At 34.1% G+C, this 25312-nt stretch carries 22 protein-coding genes and 1 tRNA gene; 11 read left to right on the top strand and 12 right to left on the bottom strand.

Features of this window, described 5'->3' with window-relative positions; genetic code table 11:
- Nucleotides 1-155: 155 nt before the first annotated feature.
- Both HM987_RS18255 and HM987_RS18250 read right to left on the bottom strand, forming a co-directional pair.
- Entirely contained in the window at nucleotides 156-1757 is a 1602-nt protein-coding gene (locus tag HM987_RS18255; protein WP_179009432.1) for a S8 family peptidase, read from the bottom strand.
- A 22-nt stretch (nucleotides 1758-1779) separates the two neighbouring features.
- Nucleotides 1780-2640 (bottom strand): MBL fold metallo-hydrolase, encoded by an 861-nt coding sequence (locus HM987_RS18250; RefSeq protein ID WP_179009431.1) that lies wholly within the window; start codon nucleotides 2638-2640, stop codon nucleotides 1780-1782.
- A gap of 213 nt (nucleotides 2641-2853) precedes the next feature.
- On the opposite strand from HM987_RS18250, the gene HM987_RS18245 reads away from it, so the two are divergent.
- On the top strand, nucleotides 2854-3222 hold the full coding sequence (locus HM987_RS18245; RefSeq protein ID WP_218846947.1) for a DUF202 domain-containing protein: 369 nt from the start codon (nucleotides 2854-2856) through the stop codon (nucleotides 3220-3222).
- 175 nt (nucleotides 3223-3397) lie between these two features.
- Nucleotides 3398-5245 carry a cation:proton antiporter gene (locus HM987_RS18240; RefSeq protein ID WP_179009430.1) on the top strand — a complete coding sequence of 616 codons (1848 nt, stop codon included), beginning with the start codon at nucleotides 3398-3400 and terminating at the stop codon, nucleotides 5243-5245.
- A 481-nt stretch (nucleotides 5246-5726) separates the two neighbouring features.
- On the opposite strand, the gene lepA is transcribed toward HM987_RS18240, so the two are convergent.
- Nucleotides 5727-7523 carry a translation elongation factor 4 gene (gene lepA / locus HM987_RS18235; RefSeq protein WP_179009429.1) on the bottom strand — a complete coding sequence of 599 codons (1797 nt, stop codon included), beginning with the start codon at nucleotides 7521-7523 and terminating at the stop codon, nucleotides 5727-5729.
- A gap of 174 nt (nucleotides 7524-7697) precedes the next feature.
- On the opposite strand from lepA, the gene HM987_RS18230 reads away from it, so the two are divergent.
- Nucleotides 7698-10115 carry a TonB-dependent receptor domain-containing protein gene (locus HM987_RS18230; protein WP_179009428.1) on the top strand — a complete coding sequence of 806 codons (2418 nt, stop codon included), beginning with the start codon at nucleotides 7698-7700 and terminating at the stop codon, nucleotides 10113-10115.
- A 450-nt stretch (nucleotides 10116-10565) separates the two neighbouring features.
- On the opposite strand, the gene HM987_RS18225 is transcribed toward HM987_RS18230, so the two are convergent.
- A complete protein-coding gene (locus HM987_RS18225) occupies nucleotides 10566-11675 on the bottom strand; it encodes a TolB family protein (protein WP_179009427.1) in 1110 nt (369 codons plus the stop codon).
- 150 nt (nucleotides 11676-11825) lie between these two features.
- Here HM987_RS18225 and HM987_RS18220 point away from each other — a divergent pair, with 150 nt between their 5' ends.
- From HM987_RS18220 to dusB, 4 genes are all read left to right on the top strand, one after another.
- Nucleotides 11826-13070 (top strand): M28 family peptidase, encoded by a 1245-nt coding sequence (locus HM987_RS18220; RefSeq protein WP_179010152.1) that lies wholly within the window; start codon nucleotides 11826-11828, stop codon nucleotides 13068-13070.
- A 68-nt stretch (nucleotides 13071-13138) separates the two neighbouring features.
- Nucleotides 13139-13729 (top strand): hypothetical protein, encoded by a 591-nt coding sequence (locus HM987_RS18215; protein ID WP_179009426.1) that lies wholly within the window; start codon nucleotides 13139-13141, stop codon nucleotides 13727-13729.
- An 81-nt stretch (nucleotides 13730-13810) separates the two neighbouring features.
- The gene (locus HM987_RS18210; protein WP_229724511.1) at nucleotides 13811-14242 is read left to right on the top strand and encodes a DUF4345 domain-containing protein; all 432 of its coding nucleotides are present in this window, start codon (nucleotides 13811-13813) and stop codon (nucleotides 14240-14242) included.
- Nucleotides 14243-14264: 22 nt separating this feature from the next.
- Entirely contained in the window at nucleotides 14265-15257 is a 993-nt protein-coding gene (dusB, locus tag HM987_RS18205; protein ID WP_179009425.1) for a tRNA dihydrouridine synthase DusB, read from the top strand.
- A 277-nt stretch (nucleotides 15258-15534) separates the two neighbouring features.
- Here dusB and HM987_RS18200 read toward each other — a convergent pair whose 3' ends face one another.
- Both HM987_RS18200 and rbfA read right to left on the bottom strand, forming a co-directional pair.
- On the bottom strand, nucleotides 15535-16737 hold the full coding sequence (locus HM987_RS18200) for an ABC transporter permease (RefSeq protein ID WP_179009424.1): 1203 nt from the start codon (nucleotides 16735-16737) through the stop codon (nucleotides 15535-15537).
- Nucleotides 16738-17136 carry a 30S ribosome-binding factor RbfA gene (rbfA, locus tag HM987_RS18195; RefSeq protein WP_178991440.1) on the bottom strand — a complete coding sequence of 133 codons (399 nt, stop codon included), beginning with the start codon at nucleotides 17134-17136 and terminating at the stop codon, nucleotides 16738-16740.
- 136 nt (nucleotides 17137-17272) lie between these two features.
- Here rbfA and mce point away from each other — a divergent pair, with 136 nt between their 5' ends.
- Nucleotides 17273-17677 (top strand): methylmalonyl-CoA epimerase, encoded by a 405-nt coding sequence (gene mce / locus HM987_RS18190; protein WP_179009423.1) that lies wholly within the window; start codon nucleotides 17273-17275, stop codon nucleotides 17675-17677.
- A gap of 137 nt (nucleotides 17678-17814) precedes the next feature.
- Nucleotides 17815-17888: transfer RNA gene (locus HM987_RS18185), tRNA-Ile, on the top strand.
- Between the two features lie 474 nt (nucleotides 17889-18362).
- Here the strand turns inward: HM987_RS18185 and HM987_RS18180 are convergent.
- From HM987_RS18180 to HM987_RS18155, 6 genes are all read right to left on the bottom strand, one after another.
- A complete protein-coding gene (locus HM987_RS18180; protein WP_179009422.1) occupies nucleotides 18363-18656 on the bottom strand; it encodes a hypothetical protein in 294 nt (97 codons plus the stop codon).
- A 306-nt stretch (nucleotides 18657-18962) separates the two neighbouring features.
- Nucleotides 18963-19634: a hypothetical protein gene (locus HM987_RS18175; RefSeq protein ID WP_179009421.1), complete on the bottom strand. Its 672-nt coding sequence runs from the start codon at nucleotides 19632-19634 to the stop codon at nucleotides 18963-18965.
- Between the two features lie 29 nt (nucleotides 19635-19663).
- Nucleotides 19664-20323, bottom strand: coding sequence for a hypothetical protein (locus HM987_RS18170; protein ID WP_179009420.1), 660 nt, complete (start codon nucleotides 20321-20323; stop codon nucleotides 19664-19666).
- 208 nt (nucleotides 20324-20531) lie between these two features.
- A complete protein-coding gene (locus tag HM987_RS18165) occupies nucleotides 20532-21116 on the bottom strand; it encodes a hypothetical protein (protein ID WP_179009419.1) in 585 nt (194 codons plus the stop codon).
- A complete protein-coding gene (locus tag HM987_RS18160) occupies nucleotides 21113-21664 on the bottom strand; it encodes a hypothetical protein (RefSeq protein ID WP_179009418.1) in 552 nt (183 codons plus the stop codon). The genes HM987_RS18165 and HM987_RS18160 overlap by 4 nt, the downstream gene beginning before the upstream one ends.
- Nucleotides 21665-21684: 20 nt before the next feature.
- Nucleotides 21685-22422: a hypothetical protein gene (locus HM987_RS18155; RefSeq protein WP_179009417.1), complete on the bottom strand. Its 738-nt coding sequence runs from the start codon at nucleotides 22420-22422 to the stop codon at nucleotides 21685-21687.
- Nucleotides 22423-22751: 329 nt separating this feature from the next.
- Here HM987_RS18155 and HM987_RS18150 point away from each other — a divergent pair, with 329 nt between their 5' ends.
- Nucleotides 22752-23603 carry an EcsC family protein gene (locus HM987_RS18150; protein WP_179009416.1) on the top strand — a complete coding sequence of 284 codons (852 nt, stop codon included), beginning with the start codon at nucleotides 22752-22754 and terminating at the stop codon, nucleotides 23601-23603.
- A gap of 531 nt (nucleotides 23604-24134) precedes the next feature.
- A complete protein-coding gene (locus HM987_RS18145; protein WP_179009415.1) occupies nucleotides 24135-25217 on the top strand; it encodes a glycosyltransferase family 4 protein in 1083 nt (360 codons plus the stop codon).
- Nucleotides 25218-25312: the final 95 nt, after the last annotated feature.

Raw genomic sequence — 25312 nt, 5'->3', positions numbered from 1 at the left:
ATTGCTTGAAATCGTTATTAGAATTGTATCTACAACTATTTTTAGTAATTAAATTACAAGATATTAGTTATTAAACGATGAAGTTATTTAGCCGTCACATGTAAACGACTAAATAACTTCACCTGTTAATAGCCTAAAGACTTAGGGTCTTTTTATTATAGTTTTGATGCTACAATTAAGGCATTATAAGCATTAACTATTCTTCCGGTCTTAGATAAATCTGAAAATGCCTTTACATTAGAAGCATCTCCACCAACAACGACTTTGGTTGTAATTGGTAATCCAGATTCTATGATCACTTGTTTAACTTGAGCCGCTGTTAATTTAGGATAATAAGAGCGTACTAAAGCAGCAACACCAGCAACCGCTGGAGAGGCCATTGATGTTCCACTATTCGATTCATATTCATTTTCTGGCACAGTAGAATAGATATCGGAACCTGGTGCAAAAACATCCACATTATTTTTTCCGAAGTTAGAAAAGTCAGAAACAATCTTAGATCCGTATTTCGACGTTAAAGAACCTACTGTAATGTAGGTATTTGAAATTTCAGCAAAATTTACATTATCATCTGGGAAACTAGGTTCTGAATCTATGTTTTTAGCGTCATTACCTGCAGCATGCACAAAGACAACGTCATTATCAGAAGCGTATTTTATAGCATCCCTTACCCAATCTGCGTGTGGTGAAAATGATTTTCCGAAACTTCCGTTAATGACTTTTGCGCCATTATCTACTGCATAACGAATGGCTAATGCTATATCCTTATCGTATTCATCACCATTAGGCACGGTTCGGATAGACATAATTTCGACATTATTGGCGACACCATTAGCGCCTTTTCCATTATTACGTTCTGCAGCAATGATACCAGCAACGTGTGTGCCGTGGGATTCCGATTTTTTTACGGGTTTTACGTTACCGTTTCCATAGCCCTTATCAGATAAATCGTTGATGTCATCTCCAGTTTTACGTCCAGTAAAGTCTTTGTTTAAGTTGTAGTTTAACCGCTCATTGATTTGTACCAATATATCATTGATTTCTTCAGTAGCTTCTGATAAACTTGAACCGTTGGCATTTACATTTTGTGCAATCTGAACTGCTTGCGCCAAATTTTGATCTTCCGTTTTTATTGCATTTACCTCTTTAATGGTATAGTCTTTTTTTCCAAGATGTTGACTTAAGGTTTCATCTGCGTTTTTAATGACTTGGGCAATTTGATCGTACTGCGTTTTGCGACTTGTCCACAATTGGTACTCTTCTTCATACTTAGCTTTGGCAGCGTCATAACTTGGATTGGTTTTGTCTCCTGAAGCTAAAATGCGGACATATTCCAACTGCTCGTTATAGCCATCTCCTAAGAAATTCCAACCATGGATATCATCTACATATCCATTTTTATCATCATCTATGCCGTTGTTTGGTTTTTCGTCTTTATTGGTCCAAATCACGCCGTCTAGATCTTCGTGGTCAATGTCAATACCAGAATCGATCACGGCAACGATTACTTTTTCTCCTTTTTTATTTTTTATAATTTCGGCATAGGCTTTATCCACACTCATACCTGGAATAGTGTCTTTGACAAGGTCTAGATGTCCCCAATTTTTGGCTTCCGCATCTGTTAAGTCCGTAACTTTTAGAGGCGATGTATCTATATTTTCAATTGGTGTAGAAAGAATTTCTCCTGTACTTCCACAACCCAAAAATAATGTACCTGCAAATACGAGATAGGCTATTAATCTTTGATTTAATTTCATTTCTTTTTGTTGTTTTTATGCTTTAGTTAAATAAGGTTTTCGTTGTATAGGTTTCATTCAGCCTGACACCTTTATCAGTATGCTTAACGGTTATAATTTCGTTGTGTGCATCATGCTCTAAAAAGAGATAAAAATTTTGATCAGCTGCCATATTCAGAAACAACTCTTTTTCATCGAGTGTTAATAATGGTCTAGTGTCATAACCCATTACAAATGGTAATGGTAAATGGCCCACGGTTGGTAGCAAATCGGCCATAAAACAAATGGTTTTTCCTTTGTATTGAATCATGGGCACCATCTGTTTGTCGGTGTGGCCATTGGCAAAGAAAATATCGAATCCTAAGGCTGAATTTTTTAAAATATGTTGCTCAGGAACTTTGGTAAATTTCAACTGACCACTTTCTTCCATCGGTAAAATATTTTCCTTTAAGAACGACGCAGCTTCTCTTCGGTTGGGTTCCGTCGCCCATTTCCAATGGTCATTATTGCTCCAAAAGTGTGCGTTTTTAAAGGCAGGTTCGTATCCTGTTCGGTCTTTGTTCCATTGAATACTGCCTCCACAATGATCAAAATGAAGATGCGTCATAAAAACATCTGTAATATCATCCCGATGAAATCCGTGCGACGCTAAAGATTTATCAATACTATCATCGCCGTAAAGAAAATAATAGCCATAAAATTTATCGCTTTGTTTATTGCCCATTCCAGTATCGATCAAAATGAGACGATCGCCATCTTCAATTAACAAACAACGTGCCGCAATATCAATCATATTGTTATTATCCGCAGGATTGGTGCGTTGCCACAACGATTTTGGTACCACACCAAACATGGCGCCTCCATCGAGTTTAAAGTTTCCAGATTGAATAGGATATAACTGCATTTACCAAATTTTTAAAAAGTCTTGCAAATTACTAAAAGCTTTAAACTAATTGTTGTTAGTCTCAATAAATTAGAGGATTTTTAACAAATAAGAACCTTATAATTTTTTCTGATTAATGTATTTTAAGGTTTACAATACATTTAATTTCAGAGCCCCTAAATGCCTTCAAGTTCTAAAAAATAACTACTTTTAGATAGATAAAAAGCATGTGCAATGAAACGAATAGTAAAGTCACCATTAAAAATAAAGAAGATAAAACTCTTGCGTTTTGGTCGCGATTTTAAACCTGATCAAGAAGTTATTTTAAGAGATTATTTGGCCATAGAGCGCACACGTTTGGCTAATGAACGTACCCTATTATCTTACATTCGTTCATCGCTGTACTTATTGTTGGGCGCTATTGCGCTTTATCAGTTAAAAGAATTTGCTAATTTTGAATATCTAGCCCTTACAGCATTAATTTTTAGTGTTATATTTTTTATCATAGGCGTCTATCGTTTTACATTATTAAAAAAGAGCTTGAAGCGTGTTTATTATCAATCTGAAGAAAAGGAAGACGCTAAGGATGAAAACAATGATTAATAAATTTTACCTAAATTTTGTTTTTTAGTTCAGCTCTATTTCCGCGATAATTAGCACTTCAAAATACTGAAAAAATCTATTTCAATTTTATATAACGATACTTTGTAGTACTATAAATTGGATTGAAGCCTTTTATAAAAGTAGAATTTAGTATTTTCACACAAAAAGTAACTATATGTTAGAATTAGCAGGAATCATAATTCTTGGAATATTAGCCCAATGGGTCGCTTGGAAATTTAAGATTCCAGCGATTTTACCATTAATATTAGTAGGACTTTTAGTGGGTCCTATTGCGGCAGAATTCTTAAGTGCAGATGGTAAAAAATGGATAGAACCCATCTGGAATGAATCCGAAGGTCTATTTCCAGGAGAAAGCCTGTTCTATTTTGTGTCTCTCGCTATTGGGATTATTCTTTTTGAAGGCGGTCTTACCCTAAAACGTGGCGAGATAAAAAATGTAGGTCCTGTAATTACCAAATTAATTACAATAGGCTCTCTTGTTACCTTTTTTGGAGCTGCAGTTGCAGCCTATTATATTTTCAATCTAAGTTGGGAGATGTCCTTTTTGTTTGCTGCTTTGATTATCGTTACTGGTCCAACAGTTATTACGCCTATTTTAAGAAACATTCCACTGAAAAAGGATGTCTCTGCCGTTTTAAAATGGGAAGGTATTCTCATTGATCCTATAGGCGCTTTGGTTGCTGTATTGGTCTATGAATTTATTAGCGTTGATGCTGGAGGCGAGTTTACTAAAACGGCCCTTATTGAGTTTGGAAAAATTGTATTATTTGGTTTTACATTTGGGTTCACTTTTGCACATACGCTTAATTTTATATTGAATAAAAAATGGGTACCACATTATTTAATGAATGTGTTTTCACTCGCCGTTGTACTCGGCCTATTTGTCCTTTCGGATGCCTTTGCTCACGAATCAGGTCTTTTGGCAGTAGTGGTCATGGGAATGGTTTTGGGCAATTCAAAATCGCCTTACTTAAAAGATATTTTATATTTTAAGGAATCACTTAGTGTGTTGTTGATTTCCATTCTATTTATTTTATTGGCTGCAAATATTAATTTTGAAGAATTAATGCTCATATACAACTGGAAAACTGCGGCACTTTTTGCATGTATTGTGTTTATAATTAGACCGCTGGGCGTATTTTTAAGTACCTTCAATTCCAGTTTACAATTAAATGAAAAATTATTTATCAGTTGGGTTGGTCCTCGTGGAATCGTTGCGGCTGGTATTGCCTCCTTATTTGGTTTAAAATTAGCCAGTAAAGGTGTAGAAGGAGCGGAGTACATTACACCTTTGGTATTTGTAATAGTTCTAGGAACCGTATTGCTAAACGCCACTACGGCACGGATGTTTGCTAGGTTGGTCGGTGTGTTTTTAACAAAATCCAATGGTATTTTAATTGTTGGTGCGTCAAAAATATCACGACTAATAGGCCATTATCTAGTTAGTAACGGAAGGCATGTCGTACTTATAGATAGTAACCAAAACAATATTGATAAAGCAAAGGAATTAGGTCTAGATGCCTTTAATGCCAATATATATTCAGATTCACTCTCAAATAACATTGAACTCAATGATGTCGGTTATTTGATGGCAATGACAGGAAGCTCTGACATTAATAAATACGCTATCAGTAGGTTTCGCAAACAGTTTGGTGAGAATGGGTCGTTTAGGTTGGTCACTACGGACGAAATGAACAATCCAAAGGATAATCCAAAAGAAGGTTTATTTTCTCATACCGATGATTATATAAGACTATCAGAGGTTACCCGAAAATTTCCTTCAATTCAAGAAATTGATATTGAAGATAAAACACATTTTGCGAATCTTATAGAAATCACCAACAAGGACAAGGATATGATTCCTTTATTTTTTATGGATGCTGAAGGTGAGCTTCATATCATAACTTCAGATCATACAGAATTTGAAAATATCAATGAGGATTGTAAATTAATCTATTTAGGTAAACCTTTTGATGTTGAAGAGGTGGCTTCAGACGATTGACCTTCTTAAAAAAATTGATTTCACAATTAACCTTATAATAAAGGTGATATCCAGAATAATTCTGAAATAGTGCGGATTTGGAATAAATTATATTATTTCAATAATTACAGGTCGTGAATGTAAAAAAACAGGTATTTATTTGAGATAAGAGACTTAAGTCCTGAGTGCAATTATTAGTCTTATGCCTCTAAATTTTGAGATTCCTGCTTTCGCAGGAATTGTCAATCATTCAACTTCAAAACCGCCATAAAAGCTTGCTGCGGTATTTCTACATTACCCACTTGGCGCATAAATTCCTGCGAAGGCAGGAATCTCAAAAAGCGAACTCCTGTTTTTGAGCTATTGACCTTTATATTTAATGCCATATAGAATTAAAGCTTTTCCAATATAGAGAAGTATATAGGATAAAGAATACTATTTTTATGGCCTTAATTTGGAACTGTTTTCTGAAGTTTGAGATTCCTGCTTTCGCAGGAATTTGTTAGTCGTTCAACTTCAAAACCGCCATAAAAGCTTGCTGCGGTATTTCTACATTACCCACTTGGCGCATACGCTTCTTACCTTTTTTCTGCTTTTCCAATAACTTACGTTTACGGGAAATATCACCACCATAACATTTAGCCGTTACATCTTTTCGGAGCGCCTTGACCGTTTCCCTAGCAATGATTTTAGCGCCAATAGCAGCTTGTATAGGAATATCAAATTGTTGTCTTGGTATTAATTCCTTCAACTTTTCGCACATCTTTTTACCAATATGATGTGCATTATCAGCATGAATCAACGCAGAAAGCGCATCAACAGGTTGTGCATTTAATAAAACATCTAATCGTACCAATTTAGATACCTTCATACCTATAGGCGAATAATCGAAAGACGCATAACCTTTAGAAACCGTTTTTAAACGGTCGTAAAAATCGAAAACAATTTCAGCCAATGGCATTTCAAATATCAACTCCACGCGTTCGGTAGTCAAATAAGTTTGGTTAACGATCATACCTCGTTTTTCGATACACAAACTCATGACATTGCCAACAAAATCAGACTTCGTGATAATGGTCGCTTTTATGTAGGGTTCTTCAACACGATTTACTGTGGTTGGTTCAGGTAGATCACTTGGATTATTAACTATAAAAGGAACTTCTGGATTTTTATTGGTGTAGGCGTGATACGATACGTTCGGTACTGTTGTAATTACCGTCATATCAAACTCGCGCTCTAAACGTTCTTGGATGATTTCCATGTGTAACATGCCTAAAAACCCACAACGGAAACCAAAACCTAAAGCTGCAGAGCTTTCGGGTTGAAAGACTAATGAAGCATCATTTAGTTGTAATTTTTCCATAGAGTTTCTCAACTCTTCGTAATCCTCGGTATCAACGGGATAAATTCCTGCAAAAACCATTGGTTTTACATCTTCAAAACCTTCAACAATATTAGTAGTTGGGTTGGCAAAATCGGTAATTGTATCTCCAACTTTAACTTCTTTGGCGGTTTTTATGCCTGTGATCAGATACCCAACATCACCCGCTTTTACACTTTGTTTTGCAACCTGAGTTAGTTTTAAAGTCCCAACTTCATCGGCATAATATTCTTTATCTGTCGCAACGAATTTTATTTTTTGTCCTTTTTTAATTTCACCATCAAAAACTCTGAAATAGGTTTCAATACCTCTAAATGTATTGTAAACCGAATCGAAAATCAAGGCTTGTAAAGGTGCATCGACATTACCTTTTGGTGCAGGAATGCGTTCAATTATAGCTTTTAAAATATTTTCGACACCAAAACCCGTTTTTCCACTAGCATGAATAACTTCTTCTGGGTCACATCCTAAAAGATCTACGATATCATCCGTAACTTCTTCCGGATTTGCACTAGGTAAATCCACTTTATTCAACACCGGAATAATTTCCAGATCATTCTCTAAAGCCAAGTATAGGTTAGAAATGGTCTGTGCTTGGATACTCTGCGCAGCATCAACGATTAACAAAGCACCTTCACAAGCCGCAATAGAACGGGAAACTTCATAAGAGAAATCAACATGACCTGGTGTATCGATAAGGTTAAGTACATATTTTTCGCCATCCAATTCATAATCCATCTGTATGGCGTGCGATTTAATGGTAATACCACGTTCACGCTCCAAGTCCATACTGTCTAAAAGCTGGGCTTGTTGCTCGCGAGCCGTTACCGAACCCGTTACATCGAGTAAGCGATCGGCTAAGGTACTTTTTCCGTGGTCTATATGTGCAATAATGCAAAAGTTACGTATGTTCTTCATGTCTCTTTCTAAGGCAATGAACTCGTTTAAAATAGTTCAATAAGTAATTTGCAAATATAATCGATTTCTTGTGCATTATTGTATCTATTATAATAATAAAACGCTCAACGATTTACGGTAAAACCACAACAAAATTTAAAAAACAATTAATACCTTGCGAGACAATTCAAATTCATGATTAATAACCTACGGTATTATTTAAGTATATGTCTTTGCACACTTTATGTAGTGGCTTTTGCACAAGACTTTTCAGTTACAGGACAGGTTTTAGACTCAAACAATGAACCTATAGCATTTTCTAATGTAGTGTTGTTAGCTGAAGATGGTAGTACTTTTATAAAAGGAACCTCAACCGATGATTTAGGTTATTTTACCATCAATAATGTAACTTCAGCCACCTATTTTATTAAAATCACCTATGTTGGATTTGAAGAATTTAATCAAAAAATAATCTTAAGAGGGCATTTAGATTTAAAGAAAATTCAACTTAACGAAATTCCTGAAAGTTTAGATGAAGTTACTGTTATTGCTAAAAAACCAACGATAACACGTAAACCAGACCGCTTAATTTTCAATGTAGAAAACACAGCTTTAACAGAGGGTTCTACGCTTAGTGTTCTTAAAAGCACGCCTGGCATTATAGTTTCAGAAGGCGGTATTACTATTAAAAGTTCGCCAGCCACGGTTTTCATCAATAATAGACGTGTGCAATTAACTTCAGAAGAGGTTATTACGTTGTTGGAAAGTGCACCAGCCAATAGCATAAAATCGGTTGAAGTCATTACAAATCCACCAGCAAGTTATGACGCTGATTCTGGTAATGTCATTAATATTATAATGAGTAAGAACTTGGTAACAGGCTATAGAGGGAGTGTATTTACCAATTATACCCAAGGGGTTTTTCCGAGATATAATGCAGGAACAAGCCATTATTTTAAAAACAATAAGGTGAACTTAAATGTGAACTACAGTTACACAAATAACAAAATTAATAGGGATCAAGACGATACGGTTAATTATTTGGATAATTTAAACGCTATTGATGAAATTTATAAATCTAGCGTGAATAGAAACACGTGGTCAGAGACCCACAACCTCAATCTAAATTTCGATTATTATTTAGATGATAAAAATACACTGAGCCTCACGAGTACAGGTTTATACTTGCCTTATTTTAAATATCAGATTAGAAACAATACCAATATTACAGATCAAAATCTAGCGTTTCAATCCCGATTTACGGCCGATAATCTGTCTAGGGATAACAAATTCAATATTGGAACCGATATCATCTTTAGACACGATTTTGAGAATAGTGCGAACCTATCATTTAATGCGCATTATACGATTTACAATTATGACCGTGACCAGAATGTGATCACGAATAATTTTAATATGAATAATATGTTTGTGAATAGGTCTGAATTTAACACTGTTTCTAATCAAAAAACCAATATCATAACTGGGAAAATTGATTATAATCTGCCAATAAGTAACACATCTCATTTTGATGCTGGCGTAAAATATTCGAATATAAATACGGATAGCGACATTACCAGATTAGATATTATCGGTGGTTCAGAAGTTGTAAATACAGCTAATACAGATGCTTTTAAATATGACGAAAAAGTATTTGCAGCATATTCCAATTATTCAAAATCTTGGGATAAATGGGATTTGAGTTTGGGCCTTAGGGTAGAGCAAAGTAATATAGAAGGCGAATCAGTAATATTGAGCGAAACAAATACCCAAGATTATTTTGGTTGGTTTCCTAATGCAAGTTTGTCTCATAAGATGTTAGAAGATATGAGTGTTTATGCAACTTATAAACGCAGTATCTCTAGACCCAGTTATACGGATTTGAATCCATTTACATTTTTTTTAAATCTAAACACAAAGGTTTTGGGAAATCCTAATTTAGTACCTACTTATCGAGACCATTATAAAATAGGAACGAATTTTTTAGAGCATTTTACCGTTGAAGCCTATTATATGAACTATGATGGTGATATTGTGGAGTTGCCTCGTCAAAATAATCTGACTAACATTATAGCTTTTACGCCTACAAATCTTGATAAAAAAGTAGAATATGGTTTCGATTTTATTTTCGATTATTACCCGACTAGCACTTGGAATCTTTATTTTGTAACCTCATTTTACAATATTTCTGAAGAAGCAAATTTTGGAGAAGGATTTGTGGAACAAGAGCAATGGTCTAATTATAGCATATTGATGAATAGTATGTCCTTTTTAAAAGATCAAAGTTTAAATGTTAATCTCACATTCACTTGGGTTGGTAAAAATTTACAACAATTTCAAACTGTTGGAGATCGCTTGATTTCAGAGTTGAGTGTTTCAAAATCCATTTTTAAGAAAAAAGGAATTATTTCATTAGCTGTTGAAGATATTTTTAACCTTCAAGACTATGACACCAGTACGAGGTATTTGAACCAATCGAGTTCTAGTTTTATTGATGATGATAATCGCTATATCAAACTAGGCTTCCGTTATAATTTTGGAAACACAAAGTTAAGTACCAATGAACGTACCACTTCAGCGGAAGAACGAGAACGACTTAAAGATTTACAGTAGATTCCATCTTATGCCGATAGCTATCAGGATTCCCCCAGACTTCGACTGTGCTCAGCATAAGCAGGAAAGGACTTTTATTTATTGAGAAAGCCACTATTAATTCAGCCATTCTGCTTTAAACAAATTGGTGTTTAGTCTAAATCCAACACACTATTATTTGAGTTAGAAGAATATACTAGATATTTCCCATCAATATTAATTAATTACAAATTGAAGGAGTTCCATTTTCGGCTTTGGCGGTTGTGCCGTTAGGTACAACATAGAATTGAAATTCTAGTACAAGAGTGGAAAATTGTGCTTTTAGGTACAAAAAATTGGTGTTTAAGTTAAGCTGAAGCTGTAGATACTTTTCGAAACTTACCGTAGCATTCACGTACAATTAGAATGAATCCCTACATTAATAAAGTTTAGTTATCAAAATAATGAGATTCCTTTTTTCAAAGGAATTTTTTAGTCCTGCCATTCTGCGATAAACAAATTCGTATCACGTCCACCTCCATTATTACGGTTAGAAGAAAACGCCAAATATTTTCCATCATTAGAAAATACTGGAAACGCATCAAATGTTTCGCCATGGGTCACACGCTTTAAATTCTTCCCATCAATATCGATTAAATACAAATTAAAAGGAAAACCACGTTCCGCTTCAAAATTAGAAGAGAATAAAATCTTTTCGCCAGAAGGATGAAAAAATGGACTCCAATTGGCATTTCCTAAATCGGTTAATTGTCTTAATTCAGAACCATCCGCATTGCAGATATAAAGTTCCATATCTGTTGGTTCTACTAAGCCTTCAGCCAATAAATCCTTGTAATCTTTTATTTCCTGTTCGGTTTTAGGTCGCGATGAGCGGAAAATTAATTTAGTGCCATCTGGCGAAAAGAAGGCACCTCCATCATAACCTAATTCGTGAGTAATTTGTTTGACATCGCTACCATCAATATTCATAGTGTACAATTCTAAATCGCCACTTCGGGTCGACGTAAACACAATTTTATCGCCTTTTGGAGATACGGTTGGTTCCGCATCATAACCAACTTCATTGGTTAGTTGGTTCACAATATTCCCTTCTAAATCAGCGACAAAAATATCGTAGCTATCATAGATTGGCCAAATGTATTTTCCGTTTTTTCTAAGTGGAGTATCAGGACAATCATCGCCACCAAGATGCGTAGAAGCGTAAATTATATGTTGGTTATCAGGAAGGAAATAAGCACAAGTGGTTCTGCCCTTTCCTGTACTGATCATTGGTGGTGCAATGCTATCCGTAAAGGTGTCATTGGCATCCATTAGAAACATTTGGTCGCAACCAACGTTCCATTTCTCATTATTGGATTGAAACACCAATTGCTTATCGTCAAAACTCCAGTAGGCTTCTGCATTATCGCCTCCAAACGTCACTTGTCTTATGGATTTGAAATGAGTTTCCTCTGGATAGATTAAAGGATTTTTTGTTTCCATCGTATCTATTTTGCTTTCAGAAGAAGTTTGGGACGTATTTTCATTTTTACAAGACGAAAACGTAACTAATAGAATTAAAACAACAATGATTCTGTTCATAACAATGAATTATAATAAGTGGCAATTAATGCCTAATTTTGGTCAAAAGTAAGATTTAGTGATGAAATGAGCCATATTCTACAGTCTAAATTACGTTGAATTTTTATGGCGAATTACATTTTACCGAATCAATTAAATGGATATTTTGAAATGAAAAAATTAGTCTTTTTATCGGTTTTAATAGGGTTACTATCGTGTAAAAATGAACCTAAAGTTGCCGAAAACAAAATAAAAGAGGACGTTACTTTTTTAGCTGATGATAAGCTTGAAGGCCGTCAAACGGGAACCAATGGCGAAGTTTTAGCTTCAGAATATTTGGTGAAACGATTTGAAGCTATTGGACTTCAGCCCAAAGGAACAGAAGGGTTTTTACAATCATTTTCGTTTAAACCCAAGACAGATCCACATAGCGAAGTAGAATTTACAACGAATGCAGACAGTACAATTACTGGTCAAAACGTCATAGGTTTTATTGACAATAAGGCTAAAAACACCATCGTTATTGGAGCACATTACGACCATTTAGGGTTTGGAGGCGAAGGGTCACTTTTTAGAGAAAAGGAAAAAGCCATCCACAACGGCGCAGATGACAATGCAAGTGGCGTTGCGGTGCTTTTAAACTTGGCAAGCCGATTAGTAACGCTGAATAATAACTCTGCAATAAAAGACAACAATAACTATTTGTTTATGGCATTTTCTGGTGAGGAGATGGGACTTTTAGGGTCTAACTATTTTTCAAAAAACCCAACGATTGAAGCCGAATCCATCAACTACATGATAAACATGGATATGGTTGGCAGAATGAAAGCCGACAGCACGTTGGCTGTTTATGGCACAGGAACCTCACCAATGTTTAAACAAACTTTGAAAGCGAATAACGATAAATTCAAAATAGTTGAAAACGAAAGTGGCGTAGGACCTAGTGATCATACGTCTTTTTATTTAATTGATATTCCGGTGTTGCATTTTTTTACTGGTCAGCACGAAGATTACCACAAGCCAAGTGATGATTCTGAAAAGTTGAATTATGAAGGCATGAATCTCATTTCAGACTATATATTCAATATTATTAGGGATTTAGATGATAATGGCGAATTAGCCTTCAGAAAAACAAAGAACGAAAGTGAAGAAACACCACGATTTAAAGTGGGCTTAGGCGTCGTACCAGATTATCTATACGATGGAAAAGGGATGCGAATCGATGGCACACGTGAAGACACGCCAGCCTTTAATGCGGGATTACAAAAAGGCGATGTTGTCCTAAAATTAGGAGATAGTACAATTACGGATATGATGAGTTATATGCGTGCCTTATCTGTTTTTGATAATGGCGATGAAGCAGATATCACGGTAAAGCGAGGCGAAAAAAACATTGAAACAAAGGTTAAGTTTTGATCTAAAAAAGCCGACTCAAAAAATTAACGTAAATTTGCCGTTCAATAAAAATCAATTCCCCTTTTAACATGAAAAAATTCTTATCGCTTTTCTGCCTTTTTGCAATGCTAACCGCTTTTACTTGTGAAAACGAACCTTTAGATGATGGTATAAACACTACGAACCCAGGCAATACCAACAGTGCATTGATTGGTACATGGAGTTTAACTGATTTTGATGTGACCCTTGGCAGTACCACAAGCTTTAATGGAGAATCTTTTATTTCGGATATTGAGATTCAAAGTACAACAGAAAATTATGTCTTAAACTTAACGTCGAGTAATTTTACGACTAATGGTAGTTATTCATATGATACCAATATTGTTGTTAATGGCGAAACTTTTTCATCTGAACCTTATACGCTAGAAAACGTTAGTGGAAGCGGATCTTATTTTACTAATGGAAATGAAATGACAATTGATGGTTCATTTTTTGAATTTGAATTTGAAGGTTCAGAAGAAACCTCATTAGGCGGTGAGCAAACAGTCACATTCTCAATTTCTCCAGATGGTCAAATACTTACATTTACTCAAGATGAAACGACATCTCAAACAGATCCTACAACAGGAACTGTAACGACTAGCACAACGAATTCTATTTCTAAATGGGAGAAACAATAGTCTATTTCTATTCTGGGATAAGTCTATGAATAGATTTTTAAGGTTAGCGCTATTATAATTGAACGCATTTAAGCTTTTTTATTGAGCAAAACCCTAAATGGTTTAAACACGGTCATTTTGAAAATATCCCAAACAGCAATTATTACTAAAATACACCTCATCATTTCTGTATGGATTGTAATTCCTGTTTCTTTAGTCTATGGTTTCAATCCAAGTTCTGAATTTGATATTCATTTAAATACCGTTGACGAGCATAATTTCTTCAAAGCTATAATGGGTTTGTATTTAGGCTTTTCTATTTTATGGATTTTAGGAATTTTTAAAGCCAATTTTTTAAAGATGGCTTTAATTTCCAACATCATTTTTATGTTAGGTTTGGGATTAGGAAGAGGGTTGAGTTGGGTTATTGATGGTACGCCAACTTTTGGTTATCAATTTGGCGTATTTGCGGAGTTGTTTTTAGGGTTTTATGGACTTTGGGCGTTAAATAGGAAATATTACAAAAAGCCGTAGCTTTGCATCAAAATTAAAACACTTGGTTAAAATAGGCGACATAGAATTACCAGACTTTCCATTGCTTTTGGCTCCAATGGAGGATGTTAGCGATCCCCCTTTTCGTGCATTATGCAAGGAACAAGGGGCAGATGTGGTGTATACGGAGTTTGTATCTAGCGAAGGTTTAATCCGTAATGCAGCAAAAAGCGTTATGAAACTGGATATCTACGAAAAGGAGCGACCTGTTGGGATTCAGATTTTTGGTGCCAATATGGAAAGTATGTTACAGACCATAGATATTGTAGAAAAATCGAATCCGGATATTATAGATATTAATTTTGGTTGTCCTGTTAAAAAAGTAGTATCCAAAGGTGCGGGAGCAGGAATCCTGAAAGATATCTGCCTAATGGAACAGCTCACTGCCGAAATGGTAAAACGCACCAATTTGCCAGTAACCGTAAAAACCAGATTAGGTTGGGATCACGATTCTATAAAAATTGTTGAGGTAGCAGAACGTTTGCAAGATGTGGGCTGTAAGTCTATTGCCATTCATGGTAGAACCAGAGCACAAATGTATAAAGGTGATGCGGATTGGAAACCGATTGCCGAAGTGAAAAATAACCCAAGAATGCATATTCCGGTTTTTGGAAATGGCGATATAGACACTCCAGAACGTGCCGCAGAAATGCGTGATGATTATGGGTTGGATGGCGCCATGATAGGACGGGCCACTATAGGAAATCCATGGTTTTTTAAACAGGTAAAGCACTTTTTTGAAACAGGCGAGCACTTGGCACCAATTTCCTTAGCCGAACGTGTGGAAGCCGCAAGACGCCATTTACAGATGGCCATTGATTGGAAAGGGGAAACGTTAGGCGTTTTTGAAACCCGAAGACATTATACCAACTACTTTAAAGGCATTCCTCACTTTAAGGAATACCGCATGAAAATGGTAACCAGTGACGACTCTAAAGATGTATTTGCTGCTTTTGATGAGGTTTTGGACAAGTTTTCGGATTATCAGTTTGTGTAGAAGCCGGAAGCACGAAGCATGAAGCATGAAGTTGATGTTTGTCTTGCAATTTCGATAGTTATTGAGAGTGAATTAAAGATGAATACCAATTTATGAAATTTCCTGAAAAACAATCGAGACAAGATTTGTCTACTTTTTTCTCTGCCAATCTCCGTGAAATCTTCGTAAATCTCAGCGTAATTTTTTAAGAACAGAGCTATACGTACAGATTAGTGCCAATTAGTGAAATTCGTGTCTGCTTTTTCTTTTTGATCTGTAAAAATCGGTGTCTAAAAACCTAACTCTGTATCAACCCGTGAGTAATCCGCTGAGAAGCGATCTTGGAAGCCACAATTCCCAAAGCAAAAATTGTAGCCAATACAATAAGAACATTCAAAAAGTTAATACGGACTGGATAAGCCAAATCTGGTGTTAGCATAACCAGTTCAAAAGTTTGCTGTAAAAACACCACCAATAACCCAATAGAAACACCAATAATTCCGCTAACAACAGTCATTAAACTCCCTTGTAAAAAGAAAATGGATTTAATGGTTTTAGTCTCTGTACCTAAGTTGAATAAGGTATTCAATGATTTCTTTTTGTCTAAAATCATCATAATAATGGCGCCAATGACGTTGAAAAGTGCAATAATAATAACCAAAGTAAAGATGAGGTAAATGGCCAGATTTTCAGTATTCAACATTTTAAAAAGCGCATCATTGAGCTCAGCTCTATTTTTTATATTGAATTTATTTCCATAGGCCGCTTTAAGTTGCGTTCTTATATTCGCTTCATCGGCATCAGGAGTCAATTTGAGTTCTAAAGCACTTAACTGTTCAGTATTATAACCCAATAAGCGTTTGGCGAGTTCAATATCTGAAAAGATGTAGTTGTTGTTCAGCTCCTCGTTGATTTCAAACAATCCCACATTATTTACATAAACCGAATTATAATAACCTTTAGGAGAACTCGCTTGTCCTTTTCCAATTTTAGGAACATAAAGCGACAAAGGTTTTAGATAATCAAGAATCCCGAAAGATAAATTATTGGAAATTCCCCAACCGGAAACGACCTCATTACTTTCAGGAGTAATCCAATTCCCTTTGGTAACCATGGTATCAATATTGGTAACGTTTAGGTAGTTTTTATCCACACCTTTTAAAGTCGCCAAGAGATTTTTATTTTCAGATTTAATGATGATGCGTTCCTCAATAATTTCAGAATAATTTGCAATACCTTTAATTTTTAAAAACGCGGCTTTATCATTTTCTGTCCATTGAAACGATTTGCCTTCCGAAGGCATTAATTTTAAATCTGGATCAACAAAAGAAGAAAACTCTAGGCTAAAATCCTTTAACCCTGCAAAAACTGAGAGTACAATAAAAAGAGCCGCAGAGGCAATAACAACGCCACCTGAAGCAATAAAGGTCATAATATTTATAGCATTGTTACTGCTTTTAGAAAACAGATAACGTTTTGCTATATATAAAGGAAAATTCACTTAAGATTTTTTACGCTTACCTAATAAATCTGGATTTTCGAGAGGATTATCTTCGCCCTTAAGTGAACGTTCAATACCATCAATATATTCTAAAGAATCGTCTATAAAAAATTCCAGTTGTGGCATGCGTCGGAGTTGATGACGTGTGCGTTGGGATAATTCGTGTCTAATAAGGGGTTTATTGGATCTAATACCTTCCAATAAAGGTTGTGCTTCTTTATTCGGAAAAATACTAAGATAGACTTTAGCCACAGATAAGTCCGTAGTGACATTCACTTTACTCACGGATATGATAACACCTCGCAAACCACCATCGGTAGCTGCTTTTTGTAACACTTCAGCTAAATCTTGTTGGAGGATGCCTCCTATTTTTTTTTGTCGTTGCGTAAATTCTTCCATAATAAAAAAGCATTAATCATCTGCAAAAGTAGAGGATATTTAAGGATTATCTTATTTTTGAGTGTAATTTATTAAGAAGGCTTCGGCGTTTTTAGGAATCTCAAATTAAAGATTCCCGATTTTTTGGGACATAGATATGAAAAAAATAGAACATATAGGAATTGCCGTAAAGGATATAGAGCGTTCCAATCAGTTGTTTAAATCTCTATTCGGAAAGGACCATTATAAGATTGAAGATGTGGAAAGTGAAGGGGTTAAAACCTCGTTTTTTAAGTGTGGCCCTAATAAAATTGAATTGCTTCAGGCCACAAATGAAGACAGTCCGATTGCAAAATTTATAGAAAAAAAAGGAGAAGGGATGCATCACATTGCTTTTGCAGTTGATGATATTGAACAGGAAATTGAGCGCCTGACCAAAGAAGGTTTTGCGATGATTCACAAGGAACCTAAACAAGGAGCAGATAACAAGTTAATCGCTTTTTTGCATCCGAAATCGACTAACGGTGTTTTAATTGAGTTATGCCAAGAGCTAAAGGCGTAAAACGATTTATTTTTCTTGTAGAGTTTTAAAATATGTAGTAATATTGCACTCGCTTTTAGATAAGCGTTAGGTTAACAGCAATGTTAATTGGTACGATAGCTCTTCACGATAGTCATCGGGAGGTTATAGCACCAAACGGTCCCATAGCTCAGTTGGTTAGAGCACCTGACTCATAATCAGGTGGTCCTTGGTTCGAGCCCAAGTGGGACCACAAATTGAAACTGCTTCATTTAATTGAAGCAGTTTTTTTGTTTAAGATCTTATTGTTTTGAGCTATAAGTTTAACCCGATTCTTATCTCGAAGCCCAAGGGGAAGTTCAAAATTGAACATTCAATAAGTAGATTGTTAATTTGTAAGGATTCAATTTTTAATAAAGAGAACAATTTTTGGTATTTACTCGAAATTACGAGAATGGAGATAAAGCATCTTTAGTCTAAACCATTTGTCATTTGCATTTGAAATAGTCACCGTAATAACTAACAGCAATGTTCGTTTGGTATTTCATCCTTTAAATAAATCTATCTGTGCTTAACAAAAACTGAATGTGTTCTTTTTCATAAGCATTCTTGTAGAGTGATTTTTCTTATTGCTTAATTTTTTCTGGTGGAAAATTGATTGTTCATTTTCAATATGAGGTGCAAACTAGCAAATAGTTTAATATGACCTTTTTTACGAACAAATCGGCTATTTACCTTCAATAGTAATCCACTCACGATCTATTATGTTTGCCATATCCTCAACTTCAGATATATTTGAATAGTATTTAGTGTAAATTTCCAATTCCGTATCTATAACCTTGGCTCCAATTTTAATAAATGGTTTATTTCTATTTAGTTTAACGGCATTGATCTTTCCTCCAATGGCATTTAACTTGCTGATGTTAACTATATAATTTTTAACAACTTGTTTGTTACTATATAATGCTTTTTCGTGTTTTGTTTTATGTGCTATTATAAAAGTTAAATTATCGGCATCCACAATATAATTGATATGTCCATAAATTTAACATTCTTATTAAGGGGATCCTTTTCGTAATAGCAACTAGAGATGGAATTGACTCCTGGCATTCCCATATAATAAAATTCATATTCATCATCCTTGGGCAGATCAAAAAGAGTTATTTCAATTTCAAACTCGGTTGAGCTACTTCCTTGAGAAAAAGCTGTCTTTGTAAAAAGAAGCACTGTGACAATTACAAACATTTTTTTCATATGGCTATTTTCTTGCTGATTTTTAACCGCGAATATTTACACGTTTTAACATCATTTGATTATAATTGAAGTATTAGTTTTTTTCTAAATAGAATTCAAAACCTTTGTGTATATCGCCATAGTTATATATCGTTCTTGCATCTGAATGTTCTTCGGGTTCACTTTTAAGCCATTCATTGTACCAATTTTCATCTGCAATCGGAAAGTCGTTATCTATTTGTAACGATGACTTATCAAAAATAAATGGTACAGTAAAATTATCGCAGGCGGCATAACTTTGTCTTTGGTAACCAAAGCAACCACGGGAAAATAAAATTAAAGTGTCTTTATTTTTAATGTCATCAAAATCATCTAATAAAAATAGACTGGTATGCTTTAATAAATGATATTCTGAGATCGCATTAATTTTTGAAATAGAGTCGTAAACTATTTCTTTAATTGTGTGTACCGGATAAAAGGTTTTATTCCTGCTCATAGGTATTACAGGACCATAACCACCACCAAAAGAATCACGAATAATCAGTGAATTAATGCTATCAGAAGCTTCTCGACTAATAAAGGTATTGATTTCTGGCAAACCACTAATGCTTATGGCAATAAACTGATATGTATTGTTATCCTCCCATAAGTGTTTTTCTATTTTCATTTCAATTTTCACGCTATCCTTAATTACTAAAGGTGTAGAAGGCTGTGCTTGTGTAAAATAGCTTGCTGCTAAGAATAATAGTGATATTAATGTCTTCATTTTAGTGTTTGGTAGTATTGTTTGTAGGTTCAGTTTGCACTTAACTTAGATAAAGCTATTTCAGTTAATTTTTTAATAACTGTATTGTTAATTATAAAATTCAACCCACACCCACAACTTGAACCCAATTTATGTTCTTGTATTATTGTAGTGTAATATTTTCCTGATTTAAAATAATTAAAATATTCAGAAGTTGTACCATTGCATAAACCCATAGACTCAAATGGATAACTGCATCCGTGTTCTGAAAAAATTAATTTGTTTTTGTCAAAATATAAATTGTAAGTAAAAGGAAAAGGATTAACTGGTAAAAGACTCTGTGTTTCTATTTCTAAAATTCTATTTTTATATGTGGTAATAATGACGCTACTTGAGTCAGGGTTTATTTTTTTATAATTCTCAAACAATTGTTCTATATAATCTACTGAAGCTTCGTTTTGTATTATATACTTACTGTCTTCATTTTTAATTTTATAGCTTATTTTAAATGGTATCGTATCTTTTCTAATATGGTCTTTGTAATAGTAGATTAAGCTGTCGATATGATTACGTTTTAAATCAACACTCTTCATATAACTGTCCTTAATTATTGCATCAGAAAAGACAGGAATTCTATCAATCTTTTTGTCTTGTGCGAATGAATTTTGGATTATCCACAGGAAAATTATTATTGTTATTATGGTCTTCATCTTGTATATTTTTTTACCCACCTACAACTATATTAGTTCATGTAAAAGATGTAATTCAATAACCCAATAGAAGAACTAAAAAACAAGTGCTTTACACTTATGGGTTGAACTCAGCAATACCTTTGAAATTAATAATTTATAAAACTTAATACTTGTAAATAATGGACATGCTATTTTAAGATTTAATAGGGTTAGATGTTTCTTAAAATCAATTTTTTCGTTCGATTTTAGGCAATTCTTTTAATTCTATAAGAGAACTAGGTCTTTGCAGTAAGTTTGCTTGTGGCACTATTTTGTAATTGTTTAGACCTGTAACCTCTATTGCAATAGGCTGCGCATTGACCTGTAATTGTTGGCCTAAATCAATATTGTTTAATTGCCATGCCTCTAAATTTCTTTCTAAAGCGTTGAAAAAAACAGGAACAACCTTAGTGTACGTGTAGGCCTCATTTCTATTGTTAGAAGACGTAATTTTAAAATAAAGATAGAGTGTGGTTGGTTTCATCAGTGTACAAGTATTACCGCCTCCTATGGTATGCCAGTGTTTTGCGATCCTATATTTGTTATTTAAAGTGTCTATTCTGTAAAATCCCAACGTATAATTTTCGCTGTTTTTTAGAGGTTCAAAAGCAGTTTCTTCAAAAAAAGTGATGGACAAGATGCTATCGGTGTTTCTTTTCAATCGAATGGTTTCAAACTGAAAATCTACTGTATATCCGCAATATACGCTATCTTGTGCTGTCGCATTATTAAAAAAAAGAATTGATAAGAGGGCAAGCACAATAGGTTTCATAATTTGTTTATTTTAATCCGTTTTGTGGTTATTGGAAGCTGTACCGCGTCTCCGTCATAGGTATTTATAATGTTGATTTTTAGGTTTTCGTACGAGTTCTCCTTATTATGTTTTTCTTGAGAAGCGATAATCACTTGAGCATCTTCCGTTTCAGAAAATTTGAAAGTTTTAATTTGTTTGCCAGTATAAGAGCTGATGCCTTTTGATATGAAATAAAACAGGTTTGACAGTACTATTTTTTCACTTTTTTTACCGTTTTTCATTAATTGTACTTTTCTGGTTTCAGAAAACTCCAATACCGGAAAGTCTACCCATAAGACATAATCATTATGGCCTTTTATAATCATTGCGTTTTCTTTCTTATCAATGGAATAATGTATGGTGTCAAAACTATTTCCAGATTTTTTATAATACCTAGGCGTTATATTTTTTACTGAAATGTCAGCATCAAAAAGTATTTTAAGTTGAAAGTTAGATGAGCTTGTTGCTTGGCTATAGCCAATTAAACAAAAATTTAGGGCTAAGAATAACAGTGCAATGTGTTTCATAGAAACTCGGTATTAATTTTTTATAAATTGATGCTTTTAAGTAACTCCTGTGTAAATTCAACATACTCGCAATCTTCTTCTTTTGTAGACAGATAAACATATCCTTTTGGTTTATTTTCAACATAATAAGGTAAAATAGCATCATTGAACTTTCCTTTTGCGTCATCACTCAACCAGCGTTTTGAATAGGTTGAGAGCGATATCCTAGCATTTTTATGACCTTTTACCTGAAAAAGCTCTTTTTGTTTTTTCGATAGTTTCTTTACTTGAGTTATTGTTACAAAATCTTCTGAAACAGGTATAAGTTTATCTTCGGAATTGATAACAACTTCCATCTTTTCTTTTGCACCTTTATTACTTTCTACATAAGCCGGCTGATATAAGTAAGAGCCTGGCGTAAATTGTAGTGTTGTCTCTGTAAACTCTGGCATCATTATATCATAATTAAAAATGATGATTTTCATTTCTTTATCATCTAAGGTGGCTACAATGGTTGTTATTATAGGAAGAAACACGCGCGTTGCCACAATTAAGTCATAGCCGTCTTTACTATGGTTATCATAAAAGGCAATTTCGTTTTCTACTAAATCCAAACTTTCTTTATAGCGTTGAAATCCTCTTGATGTTACCTCAATTACGGGCTCAAGCTTATTTTCTTCAATATCAATAAACCTAAATTTAAAAGTATCCGGTCCACGCAATTGTGCTGTGGCTATGGTAGTGAAAAGTAAGATGGCTATAAAAGTTAGTCTCTTCATTTTTTAATTTATTTTGTAAGTTAAGAAACGTATCGTATATACAATGCAATAATGAGTGAACGCTACTTTTGAATGAGTAAACCATTACTTTCTCACTTTAAATGTTATTTTATTTGTGACACCAACTGGCAAAACAAGGTAAAGAATAGTAAGTTTATCATAGGATAGACAAGTCTTTATTTTTAAAATCTAAGACATAACAATCCGAATCGGGAACATTCCGTATAAACCTTTCGAGACATAGGACTGCTTTTTTAAATAGTATATGTAATTCCAATCCTGTAACAATCACCAACTTTTCCCGACAAACCATAAAAAAACACGACGCCTTGAATCTAATTACAAAACCTATAACACCAGAAGATAAAGAAGCCTTGCTGCAAGCAAAGACGAGCATGCAGAATTTAGGTTGGGCCATACGTAGTGTCAATAAAATAGGGAATACCGTGGAGACTGGAGTTAAACATGTACCAGAAAAAGTACTGATAAAAGTGCAAAACATAACCCAATCGGTATTGCTAAAAATTATTAAGGCTAATTTATTGACCATAAAAAAGAACCAAACGTTTAAAAAGCCATCAAAAAACACCTACAAAGGAATTGTAACTGGTACAGGAGCTTTAAGCGGTTTTTTTGGGTCTACTACAGGTTTTGGTACTGCTATTTTTGCTTCTGAAGTTACAATTACCACTAAATTTCTAATGCGTACCATTATGGATATCGCTCGAAGTGAAGGCGAGGACATTTATACCTTGGAAGGCCAAATGGCCTGTTTACAAGTTTTTGCACTTGGAGGTGAGGCTGCAGATGATGATGGTATGGAAATGAGTTATTACACCACACGTATGGCATTAAATTCGGCATTAAACAATGTGTCAGCAGCAGGCATTAAAATGGGCTTGGACAGTTTGGTAAAGGGAGCAAGTGCTTTGGGTAGTAATGCAGTGGGTAATTTTTTGTCTAAAATAGCGACGAGGTTAAGTCTTCTTATTAGTGAGAAATTTTTGGCTCAAGCTGTTCCCATTTTTGGTGCTGTTGGTGGCGGTGGGCTTAATTATGTATTTGTAGAACATTTCCAGAAGATGGCTAGCGCACATTTCACGATTAGACGATTAGAACGGAAATATGGTGAAGCTGAAATAAAGTTAGTCTATGAAGAGATCAAAACCTCTAATGTATAGTTAAATGCAGCATTCTTAAAATCAGAAAAAGTAATAAAACTATACCTTGATTCGGTTGAAATACATTCTTTTTGTAATGATGTTGTGTAGATTTCCATAACCTTACCAGTTTATTTTATTATCAAAAAACTAATGGTTTTTCATCAAAAAAGATGAATGTTAGGTCTTTTAGGTTGAATTTACCATAGATTGAGTTGTATTAACTATCAAATTCAGAAATATTACCAATACATTAACACAACATAAAATGAGTTTCCCCCTATTTATAGGGTGTTGAGGCATTTAACGGCAGATCATGATCTTTTTCAGACGGTTTGGCTGTGTTTTTTAACATTTCACCTTATAATTCAATTTTTGGAGCGTAATTAATCTGATTTTTTGATCTATTGAGCTAAAAACCCATTGGTAATCAATGTTGTATGTAATTTGTAGTGGCACAATATAGATAAGTAGCCTACATATTAGTTAGATTTGAAACATATCATCTAAAAAGATACTGCTATATTCTTTTTAGAATTAAGGGATTAACTAATGGACAATTTATTACTATTTGCGCTATTATCATTTTTTGTGTCTTTTATTTTAGTATCGTTTCTGATTCCTAAAATTAGTTGGGTGGTAAAAAGTCGAGATTTAATTGATCACCCAGATCAAAGAAGTTCGCATAAGAGTTCTACACCAACAATGGCTGGTGTCTCATTTTTTCTAGTATTAATTTTTATGTTAAACGTTATTAATGCATGGGATACTGATGAAATTGGTATAAACTTGATTGCAGCGGCAGCTCTAATGTTTGCAATTGGATTAAAAGATGATTTAGTAGTTTCAACACCAAGAGCTAAAATCATTGGTGAAATTATGGCAATTTTTATTATAGTATTTTGTAATTGTCTACAGGTTAATTCTCTGCAAGGCTTTTTAGGGATTCAAGAGGTGTCCACCTTATTATCTACCGGTATCATTGTACTAATGATATTGACTATTGTTAATGCCTATAATATGATTGATGGAATAGACGGTTTAGCCTCTAGTATTGGTATTGTGATTTTTGGCGTTTATGGCTTCCTGTTCTATGTTGCTGGCGAATACTTTTATTTTCTGCTCTGTTTAGGTTTAATAGGAATCTTATTGGCTTATTTAAGATATAATCTGTCTTTAACCAAGAAAATTTTTATGGGAGATACGGGCTCATTGATCATAGGATTTTGTATTGGGTTTCTTTCCTTAAAATTTTTAGCCATGGACACATCACAAATGTCTGAATACACCTTTAAAAATGAAAATAAATTTATAATTATTGCTGCTGTTTTCTTCATTCCTTTGTTGGACACTTTAAGAGTTATCGGTGTGCGATTAATCAATAAGAAAAGTCCATTTAAACCAGATAACAATCACATACACCATATACTTATCAACCTTGGATTAACACATTTTAAAGCCAGTATGTTTTTATGCCTTCTAAATCTATTGATTGCAATAACGTTAATTATTCTATCAACAAATTTTGGTAGTTATATAATGTTAGGCTTTTTGATTATTTATTTCGGTTTCTTTATAGGCTTTTTTCATTTGCTTAGAATGAATTTTGAAAAAAAAATCACTTTTAGCATGTGATATCTGCTGTTTAATCCTCTTTTTGAGACTACAATCACGAGATTTCTTATGTTTATAATGAAGCTAAAATAGTACCAGATATTAAAAGAATTTAA

The organism is Winogradskyella forsetii, assembly GCF_013394595.1.
Taxonomy (GTDB): Bacteria; Bacteroidota; Bacteroidia; order Flavobacteriales; family Flavobacteriaceae; genus Winogradskyella; species Winogradskyella forsetii.
Note: the sequence above shows the minus strand (reverse complement) of the source record. Positions and strands in the feature narration are given on the sequence as shown.

Excerpts from the sequence above, each read along its gene's own strand:
- HM987_RS18170 (WP_179009420.1), bottom strand. The coding sequence starts at position 20,323 with ATGAAGACCATAATAACAATAATAATTTTCCTGTGGATAATCCAAAAT.
- lepA (WP_179009429.1), bottom strand. The coding sequence starts at position 7,523 with ATGAAGAACATACGTAACTTTTGCATTATTGCACATATAGACCACGGA.
- HM987_RS18175 (WP_179009421.1), bottom strand. The coding sequence starts at position 19,634 with ATGAAGACATTAATATCACTATTATTCTTAGCAGCAAGCTATTTTACA.
- HM987_RS18160 (WP_179009418.1), bottom strand. The coding sequence starts at position 21,664 with ATGAAACACATTGCACTGTTATTCTTAGCCCTAAATTTTTGTTTAATT.
- mce (WP_179009423.1), top strand. The coding sequence starts at position 17,273 with ATGAAAAAAATAGAACATATAGGAATTGCCGTAAAGGATATAGAGCGT.
- HM987_RS18225 (WP_179009427.1), bottom strand. The coding sequence starts at position 11,675 with ATGAACAGAATCATTGTTGTTTTAATTCTATTAGTTACGTTTTCGTCT.
- HM987_RS18155 (WP_179009417.1), bottom strand. The coding sequence starts at position 22,422 with ATGAAGAGACTAACTTTTATAGCCATCTTACTTTTCACTACCATAGCC.
- HM987_RS18255 (WP_179009432.1), bottom strand. The coding sequence starts at position 1,757 with ATGAAATTAAATCAAAGATTAATAGCCTATCTCGTATTTGCAGGTACA.
- HM987_RS18220 (WP_179010152.1), top strand. The coding sequence starts at position 11,826 with ATGAAAAAATTAGTCTTTTTATCGGTTTTAATAGGGTTACTATCGTGT.
- HM987_RS18215 (WP_179009426.1), top strand. The coding sequence starts at position 13,139 with ATGAAAAAATTCTTATCGCTTTTCTGCCTTTTTGCAATGCTAACCGCT.
- HM987_RS18230 (WP_179009428.1), top strand. The coding sequence starts at position 7,698 with ATGATTAATAACCTACGGTATTATTTAAGTATATGTCTTTGCACACTT.
- HM987_RS18240 (WP_179009430.1), top strand. The coding sequence starts at position 3,398 with ATGTTAGAATTAGCAGGAATCATAATTCTTGGAATATTAGCCCAATGG.
- HM987_RS18245 (WP_218846947.1), top strand. The coding sequence starts at position 2,854 with ATGAAACGAATAGTAAAGTCACCATTAAAAATAAAGAAGATAAAACTC.
- rbfA (WP_178991440.1), bottom strand. The coding sequence starts at position 17,136 with ATGGAAGAATTTACGCAACGACAAAAAAAAATAGGAGGCATCCTCCAA.
- HM987_RS18145 (WP_179009415.1), top strand. The coding sequence starts at position 24,135 with ATGGACAATTTATTACTATTTGCGCTATTATCATTTTTTGTGTCTTTT.
- HM987_RS18165 (WP_179009419.1), bottom strand. The coding sequence starts at position 21,116 with ATGAAACCTATTGTGCTTGCCCTCTTATCAATTCTTTTTTTTAATAAT.
- HM987_RS18250 (WP_179009431.1), bottom strand. The coding sequence starts at position 2,640 with ATGCAGTTATATCCTATTCAATCTGGAAACTTTAAACTCGATGGAGGC.